The sequence below is a fragment of the Paenibacillus chondroitinus NBRC 15376 genome, assembly GCF_004000765.1.
GTDB lineage: Bacteria > Bacillota > Bacilli > Paenibacillales > NBRC-103111 > Paenibacillus_E > Paenibacillus_E chondroitinus.
In genome coordinates, this window is sequence record NZ_BILW01000006.1 from 180018 (window position 1) to 194290 (window position 14273).

At 45.1% G+C, this 14273-nt stretch carries 11 protein-coding genes; 9 read left to right on the plus strand and 2 right to left on the minus strand.

Annotation, left to right across the window (positions count from 1 at the left end; genetic code table 11):
• The first annotated feature begins 207 nt into the window (after positions 1 to 207).
• The 4 genes from PCH02S_RS10420 to PCH02S_RS10435 all read left to right on the plus strand — a co-directional run bounded on the left by PCH02S_RS10420 (position 208) and on the right by PCH02S_RS10435 (position 4895).
• Entirely contained in the window at positions 208 to 2505 is a 2298-nt protein-coding gene (locus PCH02S_RS10420) for an AraC family transcriptional regulator (RefSeq protein WP_127452653.1), read from the plus strand.
• Positions 2495 to 3322: an AraC family transcriptional regulator gene (locus PCH02S_RS10425; RefSeq protein ID WP_127452655.1), complete on the plus strand. Its 828-nt coding sequence runs from the start codon at positions 2495 to 2497 to the stop codon at positions 3320 to 3322. The genes PCH02S_RS10420 and PCH02S_RS10425 overlap by 11 nt, the downstream gene beginning before the upstream one ends.
• 120 nt (positions 3323 to 3442) lie before the next feature.
• On the plus strand, positions 3443 to 4528 hold the full coding sequence (locus PCH02S_RS10430; RefSeq protein ID WP_174806763.1) for an amidohydrolase family protein: 1086 nt from the start codon (positions 3443 to 3445) through the stop codon (positions 4526 to 4528).
• A 4-nt stretch (positions 4529 to 4532) separates the two neighbouring features.
• Entirely contained in the window at positions 4533 to 4895 is a 363-nt protein-coding gene (locus PCH02S_RS10435) for a Rieske (2Fe-2S) protein (protein ID WP_127452659.1), read from the plus strand.
• 218 nt (positions 4896 to 5113) lie between these two features.
• On the opposite strand, the gene PCH02S_RS10440 is transcribed toward PCH02S_RS10435, so the two are convergent.
• Positions 5114 to 6076: a LysR family transcriptional regulator gene (locus PCH02S_RS10440; RefSeq protein WP_127452661.1), complete on the minus strand. Its 963-nt coding sequence runs from the start codon at positions 6074 to 6076 to the stop codon at positions 5114 to 5116.
• Positions 6077 to 6194: 118 nt separating this feature from the next.
• Between PCH02S_RS10440 and PCH02S_RS10445 the strand changes: the two genes are divergently transcribed.
• Complete coding sequence (locus PCH02S_RS10445) at positions 6195 to 7451, plus strand: YbfB/YjiJ family MFS transporter (RefSeq protein WP_127452663.1); 1257 nt, start codon at positions 6195 to 6197, stop codon at positions 7449 to 7451.
• Positions 7452 to 7493: 42 nt separating this feature from the next.
• Entirely contained in the window at positions 7494 to 8306 is an 813-nt protein-coding gene (locus PCH02S_RS10450) for an alpha/beta fold hydrolase (RefSeq protein WP_127452665.1), read from the plus strand.
• Positions 8307 to 8561: 255 nt separating this feature from the next.
• Here PCH02S_RS10450 and PCH02S_RS10460 read toward each other — a convergent pair whose 3' ends face one another.
• Positions 8562 to 8777, minus strand: coding sequence for an SDR family oxidoreductase (locus PCH02S_RS10460; protein WP_127452667.1), 216 nt, complete (start codon positions 8775 to 8777; stop codon positions 8562 to 8564).
• Between the two features lie 437 nt (positions 8778 to 9214).
• Here PCH02S_RS10460 and PCH02S_RS10465 point away from each other — a divergent pair, with 437 nt between their 5' ends.
• The 3 genes from PCH02S_RS10465 to PCH02S_RS10475 all read left to right on the plus strand — a co-directional run bounded on the left by PCH02S_RS10465 (position 9215) and on the right by PCH02S_RS10475 (position 14262).
• Positions 9215 to 11008 carry a cache domain-containing sensor histidine kinase gene (locus PCH02S_RS10465; protein ID WP_127452669.1) on the plus strand — a complete coding sequence of 598 codons (1794 nt, stop codon included), beginning with the start codon at positions 9215 to 9217 and terminating at the stop codon, positions 11006 to 11008.
• A gap of 75 nt (positions 11009 to 11083) precedes the next feature.
• The gene (locus tag PCH02S_RS10470; RefSeq protein WP_127452671.1) at positions 11084 to 12691 is read left to right on the plus strand and encodes a response regulator; all 1608 of its coding nucleotides are present in this window, start codon (positions 11084 to 11086) and stop codon (positions 12689 to 12691) included.
• Between the two features lie 203 nt (positions 12692 to 12894).
• Positions 12895 to 14262 (plus strand): ABC transporter substrate-binding protein, encoded by a 1368-nt coding sequence (locus PCH02S_RS10475; protein ID WP_127452673.1) that lies wholly within the window; start codon positions 12895 to 12897, stop codon positions 14260 to 14262.
• Positions 14263 to 14273: the final 11 nt, after the last annotated feature.

Consider the following 14273-nt stretch of genomic DNA (forward strand, 5'->3'; position numbering starts at 1 on the left):
TGTATTTCCGGCAATTAGAAACATATTCTCGCTGCATTTCCTCGCGTAGCACTATTATTCTGAGGAATTTCCTGCGATTAGACTTTTATTCTTCGGGTGATTTTCGACGATTCCGCCCTTTGCAGGGGGGAGGTTTTCCGATATGATGAATGTACCTTAGGATTGGAAGCGTTTCACTTATGTTCAGCAAGTGAGGAGTGAGGAGCTATGCGCAAGCCTTATTACCGCAGAAAAGAATGGATTATCGCGATGCTCAGCGCCTGCTTGCCGGCAGCGATTATCGGTATTATTCTGTATGTGCTCGGCACGCAGCAGATTGAGAAGGAAGCTCAGAAAGCGCATCAAAACCAAGTTTCCTACGCCATAGAGCGTATTAATGAGAATTTAAACCATCTGGAGCTTATCATGGCTCAATGGTCCTTCAATCTGAACTTAGGCAGTTCCTTCTCAGAATTGGACGTCTATGAAAATTTCAAGAGCACCCGATCGATCTACCAAGCATTAACCTGGATTAAATCATCGGATCCGTTAATCGGTGAAGTCACCTTATACTTGGATAAACAGCAGATGCTGATCAACGAAAATACCGGCATTCACGTTATTTCATCGACTGATGAGCTTGAAGTGTACCGTACCCTGGCTTCTTACCAACGGGACGTGTATTGGACTAATCAGTTATCCGCAAATAGCGAGATGGCGCCGTTCTCGTTAATTGTCCGGATTCCTGGCGGCCTCGTGCAGACGGAAGCTGCGCTGATTGTGGAAATTAATGCGAAGAAGCTGAATGCGCTCATTTCTGAACTGGATGCTGACGGAACGGGTGCGACCGTGTTATTGCAGCAGGATGGCGGCATTATTTCGCTAGGACAAGACAGCATCGCACGGCCGACGGATTTGGATCTAACGTTGATGCGACTGGTTGACTCGGGGGGCGGCACGGAACAGAGCTCCTCGATCCAGACGTGGAACAGCGAAGCTTATTCGGTGTCGGTCGGCCAAATGAAGCGTATCGGTCATCTCTGGACGATTGCGTCCGCAACGCCGCTCGATCAGATGACGAAGCCTGTACAGCGGCTCTCCCGCATTATCATGCTAACAGGCTGTCTAGGCATTTTCCTTGCGCTGATGCTGTCTTGGTATTCGTATCAACGGATGTACAATCCGATCAACCGCTTAATTCAGCAATTGAAGCCGGGGCGTTCCGGTGGAGGATTGGATGAATTTGATTACATCGCCGATGAATGGAAGCATCTCTCAAGGGAGAGTCAGATATTGCAAGCACGCATCGATCAGCACTTACCTTCGCTGCGTGAAAACTTCTTACTTCAGCTGATGCAGGGCAACTTGTCCTTACTGAGTGAAAGTGAATTGGCCGAAAGGGTTGAGCAGCTTGGCTGGGAGGCGGATGACCGTGTGTACGCGGTCCTGGTGCTGCAAATCCATGGGATATACCGATCGGAAGGGAAATTCTCGCCGGGGGACGAGCCTCTAGTGTCTTTCGCAGCCATGAATATTGTTCAAGAATTGATTAAGAACAAGGGGATCGATGGGGACACGGTCAATTTCCACGACCTGACTCTAGGCGTTCTTGTACGGCAGCCGGCAGATATGTCGGAAGAACATTCGCGGACCGACCTCTTCCATCTTGCGGAAGAATTGGCGCATACGCTGAACAGCCTGCTGAAGGTGGAAGTGACCGTTTCCGTCGGCGGCCGAACGGAAGAGCTGCGCAAGTTGGCTCATATGTTCGATGACACGCGAAACGCGCTGGCTTACCGCAAGCATGATGAAGCCCAGCAAATTCTGGACGCATTGGATATAATTCCTGGCGGACAAGATGCAATTGCCTATCCTTTTGAAGAGGAAGCGGCGATTCTGAAGGCTCTCCGCTCGGGCAACGAGGCGGAGCTGGTTGAACTGCTCGACCATTTCTTCCTTATGCTCAAAACGGGCTTGGATACCGAACTCGGCGTTCGGCAAGCGCTGATGCAGTTGTGCGGCAACATCCACAATACCATCATGCTATCGGGGTATAATCCGCTTCAGCTGAATGACGGCTTGGATATGTGGGAGCAGCTTACCGCGATCCGAGAGCCTGAAGCCATCGTGAGCTGGATCAAGCAATATATAGTTGCTCCGTATATCGTCCGACTTCACAGCACACAGGACATGCAGCTCAAGCGTCTGGTTGAGAATGTGCTGTCGACAATTCACACCAGCTATGCCCATGACATTTCGCTGGAGTATTGTGCGGATGTGCACGGCACCTATGCCAAGAAGCTGAGTCTGGGTTTTAAGCAGGTTACCGGTCAGACGTTTATTGATTATTTAACGCAGTACAGATTGACGAAAGCCAAACAGCTGCTCGTCGAGACCGATGAGAAAATCAATGATATTGCCATTCGTGTCGGTTACCAGCCGCCTTATTTTAACCGTCTATTTAAGAAGTATGAAGGCATGACCCCTGGTCAGTATCGAGAAAAGGCGGAAATACATGAACTATGAATTTTTGATCGGGTTTACGCCGCGGATCTTGGATGTGGTGGAACGAAATGCTGCATACTGGCGCGAATTCCGTTATGATCTGATTCGTGACCATACGAGATTACACACCTTTTCCTATGTTTTGGGAGGCGAGGGGGTGCTGGAGCTTGAAGGGGAAAAGCATACGCTTCGCGCAGGTGATCTGTTTCAGGTGCGCCCGGGCACATTTATGCGGATTACGACGACTCCTGAGCAACCGGTTTGTTTTATTTCCTTTCAATTTCATTACCGAATCACGCATTGGGAGAACGGCGAGATGCTGCAGACGGTGTGCGGTGACAGGTTGCCGGTCAGTGGGAACTACGCTCCTATCGGCCAGATGGCGATCGAAGAAGGATTTCGTAATGGACTTCAGATTTGGGAGTCCAAAGAAGACGGTTATGAATGGCGCGTGAAGCTGGAATTTCTGAACGTGATTCAAAAGGTCAATGAATTAACGAACATGGAACATGAAGAAACGCCGACCGTCATTGCCGTACAGAAGGCAACCGCTTATATAAAAAAGCATTTTCAACAACCTATTTCCAGGGAAATTGTCGCCGAACACGTATCGTTATCGCCCGGATACTTATCCATCGCATTTAAAAAGTATATTGGTCTGGGTATCGTCGCTTATATTGTGAAAATGCGCCTGGATCACGCCAAGTATTTGTTGAAAAGCAGTAAGCTGCCGATCCGGGATGTGTCCGATGCTTGCGGCTTTACGGACTCTTTTTACTTCACCCGTGTGTTCAAAAAAGAAACAGGTATGAGCCCGCGGGACTACCGGAATTCATAAAGGGATCCACATAACAAAAATCCAGTTTTTCGAAATTTTTCTTCATGTACCTTTCGTTGTCTGACCTATATAGTTGTATCTATAAGCAATGACAACCTTTTCATGAAGGAGCTGCTGAACATGAGTAAACCTAACATTATTGATGCAGATGTGCATAATGCGATTGGGAGTTCGAAGGATCTGCTTCCCTATCTCCCGAAAGTATGGCACGATTACTGGCTCTCCGCAGGTCCTGCCTACGGCGGAGGGTGGCATTCTCCCGTCGGTGTAATGCGCAAGGACGCCATTCCGCCGGGCGGCGGCATGCCGGGGAGTGATCCGCAGCATATGCTCAAGCATCATTTTGATAAATTTGGGATTGATTATGGAATATTGACGGGTTCGGGCATATTGGGCATCTCCCTTAATCCGAATCCCGATTACGGCAATGTGGTCGCAAGTGCGTACAATGATTGGCTGGTGGAAACTTGGTTAAAAGCAAGTCCGGTCTATAAAGGTTCGATCCTGATCAACCATGCAGACCCGCTAGCGGCGGCGAAGGAAATCGATCGTATGGCCAAGCACAAGGATATGATTCAGGTGATCATGTGCAGCGGTTCCCGTATGCTGTTCGGTCAGCGCTTCTATCATCCGATTTATGAAGCGGCCGAGCGCAACGGACTTCCGGTTGCTGTGCACCCGGGCACCGAGGGACGCGGCATCGCCGGAGCGCCGACGCCATCCGGCTATCCTACTTCGTATCTGGAGTGGCATAATATTCTGCCTACCAACTATATGGCGCATGTGAACAGCCTCGTATGCGAAGGGGTATTCGAAAAATTTCCGAAACTTAAATTTGTAGCCATTGAAGGAGGCATCGCTTGGCTTCCGCACCTGATGTGGCGGATGGACAAAAATTATAAAGGCTTGCGCGACCTTGTTCCATGGCTCAAACGGTTGCCTTCGGAGTACATCAAGGAACATGTCCGTCTGACGACACAACCGATTGAGGAACCTTCCAATCCGGAACACTTGAATCAAATATTTGATATGATCGGCGGCGACAATATGATTATGTTCTCTTCCGATTATCCGCATTGGGACTTCGACAATCCGAAAATGGTCCTTCAGCCGATCCGCAAGGATCTGAGAACGCGGATTCTGGTGGAAAATGCATTGGAACTTTATGGCGCGCATACCTTTCCTGCGCTGAAGCAGGAGGTCTGATCCGATGAGTAAAGTGAAAAGTAGATATGAGGCGGCAACCGTCCAGGAACTTCAGGATAAAGGGCGTAAAATCATAACGCTTAACGGCATTGAAATAGGTGTTTTTTATGTGAATGGCAGCTACTACGCTTGGCGAAATCTATGTCCGCATGCGGCCGCTCCCGTGTGCGAAGGGGTCGTGTGCGGTACGCGGCTTCCATCCCTTGTCTATGAGTATGAGTACGGAAGGGATCAGGAGATTCTCCGATGCCCATGGCACGGCTGGGAGTTCGGTTTGACGGACGGCAAGCATTTGGTTGAGAGCGGCGTAAAGCTCCGCGGCTACGAAGTGGAAGTAGCAGGTAATGACATTTATGTGTTGATGTGATGGATTACAAATCGTCCCGATCCTTGGATTAGGACGATTTTCTTCGTCCAATGGAAAAGGCTGGGAAGGGAGGACGCCTTAACATGGGAAAGATTCTGCTGGGTCATTGTGTGGAAGCAATGAACGCTGATTTGCCGGGGCATTGGATTCGAAAACGAGCGTAGAGATTTTGGATCTTCTTAAGAGGTTTAATGAGCAGGGGAGGACGATTGTGTTCATTACGCATGATCGGCAGATTGTGCAGCAGGCGAAGCGCATTTTGCATTTTCGGGATGGGAAGTTGAGCATTGCTGTAATTGCTCCGTTGTCCGAAGATCTCTTAAAGCATTCATTAATAATAATGATGCCCTTCCCAGGGTGTTGCTATCTTTATAAACCAGACCAATTGCGACAGTGGGGTCTATATCGACAAAAGGCCTAATGACTAAGGTGTTTTCTAGTTCCAAGCTTTTATACATAGGAATAATACCAATACCGAGACCAGCTTTGACCATTTGCCGAATCACAGAAAAACTTCCCACCTCCATACCAAAAAAAGGATTTTGGCCACTCTGACTTAATATCTTCTCTGATATTTCTCTATAAATACAGGTTTGCTCTTTAAGCAGAATGGTTAGTCCGGCAAGGTCGTTCACCTCGAAGCAAGTTTTTTTGGCCATTGGGTGATCAGTTCTCATCAATACCCCCAATTTTTCTTCAATGAGCGGTTCAAACTCCAACATGAGGTTTACTGATGGAGATGCGCATAGGCCGAAATCCAATTCACCGGATCGAACTCTCTCCGCGATCGATTTACTACCGCTAATTTCCATAGATAACTGCACTTGCGGACGAAGTTTACAAAAATCAGCTACGATAGTCGCTATCGTTTGGCTCGCGATAGGTTCTATAGCGGCAAAACGAATGGCTCCGCCATTTCCCGTACCGAAATCGGAAATTGTCTGTCTCATGGATCCTATTTTTTTCAGTAAACCAGATGCTTCTTGATAGAGCCATCGGCCGGCTTCAGAAGCAACCATGCGTTTGCCGTCACGAACGAATAAAGAGACCCCTAGATCAGCTTCAAGACGCTGAATCTGAAGTGTTACTGTAGAGGGTGCAAATTGGAGTTCTTCAGCAGCTTTCTGAAAGCTTCCAAGACGCAAAATCGCTTCAAATGTTGTTAATGCTCGCAGATCCATGTTCCCACATCCTTTTGTTTAATAAAAATGAATAATTTGTTCATACAATTCAATTTTACAAAACTTTAACACCGAATTACAATAGCTACAAGAACAATTTTTAGGCAGGAGGGATGCTATGGATTTAGGTTATAAATCGGCATTCAATCGAATTACCTTATGGGCATCACTATTATTTGCTGTAATCCTTGGATTTTCAAGGCTATCGTATGGATTGTTCTTACCAGGGATTCAAAGGGAAATTGGGGGAAGCTACGCTGAATTAGGCATACTGGCAACCGTCAATTTTATAGGTTACTTTCTTGGAACCCTGTATTTACCGCTAATTATTTCCCGGTTTCGGCATAAAAAGAATGCAATCAATAGAATATCATGTTTGTTACTTGGATTGGCCATGATAGGCTCAGCGTTTAGCGATCATTTCATTCAGCTTGGACTATGGCGGTTTATGATTGGTTTTTTTTCAGCATCGGCAACGGTGTTGGTCTTGTCTATTGCTACGGACGCCGTTCAACCCCCTGAGCGAGGAATGGCTTCAGGTCTAATATGGTTAGGTGGATCTGCCGGAATTCTGATTACAGGCTTATTCGCTCCATATATCATAGAGCCTGCTCATTTAGATGGTTGGCGCTATGCCTGGATGGCCATGGGAATCTTCGGGATTCTTGCTACAGTGGGCTTTGAGCTGGTAACAAGAAAACAAATTTTTGAGCGTACCCGATTCACAGAACTTGAATCGAATTCAGGGGAACAAGAACAAGTGAGTGTATACAGACTCATGTTTAGTCCTAATCATTTTTTATTCTTGCTCGGATCTTATTTCTTCTTTGGTTGGGGCTACATTATTTATTTCACATTTTTGGTTCCTTATCTCGTGAATAAAGGAATTCCATCGATCTATGCTGGACTCATTTGGTCCGGTATCGGAGCCGCAGGTTTATTCAACGGTTGGATTGGAGGAAGGGCTATTGACCGATGGCCAAGCGGGTATACGCTTGCATTGGGGTTAGCAATAGGTACAACTGGTGTATTAGCAGTAACGACAAATCGTATTCTGCTTACTTCAATAGGCGCAGTAGTTATTGGGTTGGTTTCTTTTATTACCCCGCCGTTGATGACGACCGCCCTGCTTCGTCGTTATGTACCAAGTAGCATTTATGCGGTATGCCTAAGCGTAGCCACTGCTACTTTTGCAGCAGGGCAAATTATAGGTCCCATGGTGGGAGGTTGGGTTGTCGATCAATACGGTTTGAAATTTGGCGTAACATCCAGCTCTCTATTTATGGCACTTTCCGCCTTGTTTGCTTGTTTATACGGAAGGAAGCAAGGAGTACTAGAGACACCTACATTACTTTCAAAGAGTATGGATAACTGATTCGTTTTTAAGAAGATTATTTTATAAAGGGAGAGAAAAACGATGGAGATTTTACACGATATTCCGGCAATAAGAAAATATTATAACTCAGGTAATCTTAAGCTTTCCTACCTTGATTTTGGTGGAGATAGTAATAAAGTTCTTGTTATGTTACATGGTTATATGGCGAATGCGAGAACATTTTCGGAGCTGGCTGTCAAATTTAAAAATTGGCGGGTTATAGCTGTAGATCAGCGCGGACACGGATGGAGTGAACATCCTTCTGGCATGGAATATGCAAGAAATGATTACATCAATGACCTATTAAACTTGATTCAAAATGAACTCGAGGGACAACCGGTAACCCTACTGGGACATTCTCTAGGTGGGTTGAACGCTTATCAATTCGCAGCTCGTTATCCTGAATGGGTCGAAGCCGTTATCGTTGAGGATATCGGTGTGGAAATAAACGGTGACTTCTCATTTGCCGACAAGCTTCCATATCGTTCGGCCTCTTTAAAAGAACTAAGAGATTCACTTGGGAGTGTAGGGCTGCGAGCGATTGATTATTTTTCAGAAAGCGTGTTCGAGGATGAACGGGGATGGGGGTTCCGTACAGATGTAAAGGGGCTGCAAGTTTCCGTACCCCAATCTAATGGGGTCTGGTGGGAAGATTGGTTATCTTCTAATTGCCCTATTTTGCTGATTCATGGTAAAAAAAGCTTTTTTCTTGACATCAAACAAGCAAAACAGATGGAAATTCGAAGACCTAACACTAAGCTTGTAGTTTTCGAAGAATGTGGTCATGGTGTTCACTCTGATGATTTAGAAGGTTTTTATCATGTTGTAAATGATTTTCTTACTGAAAGAAAATGAAGTTGTTAGTTGAAGTAACGGGCAGAAGAAAGAGTAATATTACGCAAGAAAATTTGTTATAACGTGTAAAACATGATGGGAGAGTGAGATCAATTAAACCAACATTAGAAAGCCTAAACCATTGGATCACTGAATTACCAGCAAAAATTTATGCAATGCAAATGGTCAAAGAAAGAAATACTTGGACACTTGTCCGACTCCGCACTCAACAATCTTCATCGATTCGTGCGTGTTCAGTATGAAGATCAAGATGCATTACCAAGCGCTCGCGCCGCCGTCTACTGCGTAGTTAACGCCTGTAATGTAAGATGCACGGTCCGAAGCAATGAAGGCCGCGAGTTCCGCGAGCTCATGTGGTTGGCCGAACCTCTTCAGAAGCGTCTTACTGGTTATGGCATCCCGAGCCGCTTGGTTGTCACCGAGGTCGCGGTCGCTGGCTGGTGTCAAAAATGGCCCTGGACTGATCGCCACCGCGACTCACCAGGTGTGGCCAAGCGTATTTTGTCACAAAAAAAGGAATGTTGAGTTCTCCGGCAATGGTCACCCGCCAATCCTCGATTGAGAAATCAGGCATACAGCCTCAGAATTGCGCCCTGGGCGTGTACTCCCTATAATAATTGCTATTTTAACCATCGAGAACTCCCTTTACCGTTTTTTTTTATTTGCTGAAGTTTTTGTTCCCATTGCCATTATTCTTAATCCAAGAACGGATTTTTCGTTGCTGCTTCGTGTTTATAACGGTGTAGATTGTTCAAAATATTTCGATTTGACACGTTTTAAACCTATGCTATTCTTAATAGAGAACCCACACATACATATCTTATATGCATGTCTCTCTCCAAGATCTTCACATCAATCTGCTTACATAATGAATATTTCCATTTGAAAAGAAAGGAAGTAATCGTTTGATGAGTGGTTTCTCGAAGTATATAGGCGGGATTTCCATTAGAAACAAAATATTCATAGCGAATTTATTAATTATTGTCGTATTTATTTCTACCCAGTCGTACTTTGCCAACACGATTTCACAGAAAGCCCTTATCGAGAAAGAGATCAATAATTCATCGCGAGAGCTTGTGCTCATCAAAAACAACCTTCAAACTTTGATAGCTACAATTGAAGATTATTCCAAAATTTTGGCCAGCGATTATCGGTTGCAGAGCGTGCTTTATAACGATTTTTTATTAAATAGTGAATTCAATGCAAGCAGGCCGGTTGAAGGATTAAATAACCTTTCAATGAAAAAGACTCTTTCAGAAACGATTAGCAATATAGTGGAGCCTAACACAAAAATTAAAGCGGTAAGCATTCTCACCTCGAATCATCACTGGGTGGACGTCGGGTTTGCCGATAACGCATATGCTTCCCGTATATTCGGTGACGATTATGGAGCGGATGATCGTTTCTACTTACCCACTTGGACAAGCTTGATCAAATTCGGATTTTTGTATGAAGGTGAGCACAACGTAATTGCGGTTTCCAAATCGGTCATTCATAAAGATACCGGTAAAATGGTTGGCAGAGTTTTTTTGTACGTGAAAGAAACGACGATTGCTTCAATTTACGAAGGGGAAAATAAGGGAGGGGAATTTTATATCGTTGATTCTGCCGGCCGAATTATTTCCTCACAGAATAAAGCCATGTTATACCGGGATTTCAAGGAAGCCGTCTCCATAACCATTCCCGAGAATGGTAAAGACACAGCCTTTACCCAAGGCAGCGGAAGCAATGAAATGTTGATATTCACCCAGCGCTTCGAACCGTTGAAATGGACAATTGTAAGCGTTATCCCTATGGATGATATTTCTTCAGATCGGAAACAAATCAATCAATTAATGATCGGAATCGGCGCAGCATGCCTGCTATTAGCATTAATTGTGTCCTTTCTATTGTCGGGATCGATTACGCGACCCATCTTCCAGCTTGCTAAGACTATGCGAGAAATCCGGACGGGGAAGATGCAAGTCAGAAGTACTTACCAATCAAAAGATGAGATCGGATATTTAAGCGAGGGCTTCAATAACTTAATGAATCGTATTGAAGCGCTTATGGCCGAAAACGTCGAGAAACAAAGGACAAAGGCCGAGATCGAATTTAAATTGCTGCAATCGCAAGTAAAGCCTCATTTTTTGTACAACACGGTTGAAACCATTATTTCGCTCATTAAGCTGGGCTTAGGGAAGCAAGCCATACAGGCAGCCCAATACATGGCGAATTTCTATAAGATTTCGTTAAGTAAAGGTAACGATATCATATCGATTGGCGAAGAGATGCGTTTAACGGAAAGTTATTTGGAAATTCAGCAGCTGCGTTATGTTGAATATATGACGTATACGATGGAAATTGACAATGAAATTCTGACGTATTCGATTCCTAAGTTGACCCTGCAGCCAATTGTGGAAAATGCCATCTATCATGGATTGAAGCTCAAAAAGGAAAAAGGAATCATACGCATTACCGGAAAGCGAAGCGGCAACAATGTGGAAATTGAAATTTACGATAACGGGGCTGGTATGCACAATAATCAAAGTAAGGCTATAATGGCGGGATCCAGTGCTCTTGATGAAGCTGGGGGATTTGGAATTAGAAGCGTATCCAATCGGATCCAAATGCTGTATGGAGAAAGATACGGACTCCAAGTTGAAAGCGAATTCGGCGTTTATACTAAAATTAAAATCGTATTGCCTCTTCGACATCATTAGCTCCTGCTCGCATCCATGAGGCTGGCATTTCTATTATCCGCAAGATAAGGATTGAATAGAATAGGGGGAAATACCATGTACAAAGTACTTATCGTCGATGATGAATATTACTTTAGGCAAGCCTTGAAGATTTCGCTGCCGTGGAGTGAGTTGGGCTTTCAAATCGCGGGGGAAGCGAAAAACGGGGCGGAAGCGCTGGAGCTAATGGCTGAGGTAGAGCCTGATGTCGTGTTGGTGGATATGAATATGCCGATAATGGATGGATTGGAGTTTATACATAAAGCCAAAGAGCGCGACCGGAAATCAAAATTTCTGGTGTTGTCAGGCCACAGCGAATTCGCGTATGCCAGACAGGCCGTGCAATTAGGCGTTATGAATTACGTGTTGAAGCCTATTAACGAAGAAGAACTCCAAAGCTCCTTACTTGATATAAAGGAATTGATACGAACCGAGCGTCTTGGCAAACTTGAGTTGGACGATTTAAGAAAGCAGGCGAGCGAAGGCTTGTCTGTCATGAAGGAGCAAGTGCTGAACGGTTGGCTGCAGGGCAACGGTATCTCTAGATCCAATTCCGAATGGGATCGGTTAAATGATTTGGGAATAAAGTTGGAAGGGTTGCATTATAGGGCAATTGTGGTCGATCTGGATTCAAGTGATGAGAGGAATCTTGAGGAGGATATGCGGATACGCAAAGCCAAAGTACAAGAAATCGCTCAAAATAATATGCAGAGCGCCTTTCAGTGTGTCGGCTGTCATGATCATGAGGCTCACCTGGTTCTGATCATAGGATCCCCTGACGGCAATTTCAATAAGCTGGAAACAATTTGCGAACGGATTCGATTGAACATAGAGAACGACTTGGGCTGTACGGTAACAATTGGTTTAGGAAATGGCTGCGAAACGCTTGAGTCGATTTCGGCATCGTACAAGGAAGCGTTGATCGCATTGAAGCAGCGGTTTGTATGGGGCGGCAACAAAGTGTTCGCACATTCCTTGATTGCGGAAACCGGGATAAAGGTCGGCTTGTTCTCGGTGGAAAAAAGAAGCGGTTTGCTAATGTCTATGCGGATCGGGAACATGCCCGAGACGGAAGAGTGGCTCTCGCGCTTTTTCCATGATTCTCGCGTACAAAAAGCTTCTATGGAAATGCTGCTCCTCGCTGGAATCGAAATCGTAGCCACATGTCTGGAATTTTTGGCCGAAGCGTCCCAAAACTCTGAAGATGTCTTCCGAAATACGACACATCCCGATTTGATACAACACGTTCAGAGGATGAAAACCTTCAACGAGTTGGAGGATTGGATCCGTGCTTTCATTCTAAAGGCCATGGATCATGTGCATAGCCGCAAAACCAATAGAGCCGTAAAAGTTATAGAGGAGGTCAAAACGTATATTTCGAGGCATTACGGCAACGAAGAACTGCGAATCGAAGATATCGCAAAGAGCGTTCATATGAATTACAATCATCTTTGCTTCGTGTTCAAAAAAGAAACGACTTGTACAATCAATGACTACCTGACTGAAATACGGATTATTAAAGCTAAAGAACTTTTTGATCAGGGAGAGAAGGTTATCCAAAACGTAGCGAATCAGGTGGGATATGCGGACGCCAACTATTTCAGCAAATGCTTCAAAAAACAGATAGGCATCACACCTAGCAAATATGTGAATCAAATCAGTTAGACTATATACTTCCATGCAGACGTTAGGGGGAAAGTGAAAACTTTACCTATAACGTCTATTTTTTACCGTTAATTTTACTACTGGTCCGAGAATAATCTCTGTACTAAAATTGGCAATATTCGTAAAATGAACTCAAGGTTGATACCGCTTTCAGGATCTGAAGTCAATCTGATATCCGCTTTCACAAATAGGGGAGGTAAACAATGAAAACGAAGTCAAAGACAGCAGCTATGTTCCTTATGGCAAGTACTCTTCTGGTTGCAACGGCTTGCAGCAGTGGGGATGAAACAAAGTCCAGCCAGCCGTCTGACAATCCATCACCCTCGGCAACAAGTAAGGAGGATAACAAGAGTACAGCGAAGACGGACAGCAAAAAAATCAAAATGAAAGTCATAACGATTACAACAGACGAAAATCGCAATAAAATTATGGAAAAATTTATTAAACCGAATATTGCTACAGCGCTTCCCAATCTTGAAGTCGAGTTTGAGCCCGGCGGCGGCGGCGAGGATATGGCAAACAAATTGAAGACGTTGAACGCATCCGGGGATATGCCGGACGTATTCTGGAATGACGCGGGCTACTTTACGCCGTTGAAGAGCACAGGCAGCATTCTGGATTTGACACCATATATTACGAAAGACGGTTTCTTGGACAAATTCGCGGTACCAGATGCATTAAAGCATGTAGATAAAGGGATTTATAGTTTATCTTCCGGAGCGGATACCTATTTCACCCCTGTCATCTTCTATCATAAAGATATGTTCGAGAAAGCCGGGGTTAAAGTGCCAACCACGTTTGATGAGTTGATTCAAATCTCGAAGACGCTCAAGAGCAAAGGCATGGTACCGGCTGTAACTCCTGGCAAGGACGGGTGGGGACCGAAGCTCTTCATGCTGCAGCAAATGATTCAAACCGGAGATCCGCAGGCGATGGCAGACCTTGTCAGCAACAAAACGGACTTCAACAATCCATCCGTCAAGGAAGGAGCGGCTCGCATCGAAAAACTGGTCAAGGAAGGCGTGTTCCCAGACGGAATAGCCAATATAGATTACGGTCCAGCGATGGAAATGTTTACATCCAAAAAGGCGGCTATGTTATGGCAGTTTACTTGGGAGTTGCCAAATCTCGCAAAAGACGAAACGGTCGATTTCTTCCCATTTCCAAGCGCCAGTGATAAGTATAACCCTACAAAGAATGTACAGTTCTGGGGTTCTCCGGTTAACGGTTATGCGGTCAACGGCAAAACCAAGAATCCGGAAGAGGCCGTCAAACTTGCCGAATTTCTAGCCATGGCGGATGCATTATACTTTGAATCTACCGGTGCTCCTATATCTTTGAAAACAGGAAACAAGGCAATGGATAGGAGCCCGCTTATGCAGAAGTTCGTTGACTGGTACAATCCGATTCCCAATAAAATCCCATCCTGGGCTCTTAATTCGCTAGATGCGAAGACGTCTGCCGAAATATCTACGCAAGGAGCGAATTTATTAACGGGCGAGTACTCAGCGGATAAATTTAATGATGCGATGAACAAGATCTGGAGCCAGAATACGTGGTTTGCCAAATAAAAAATAATTGA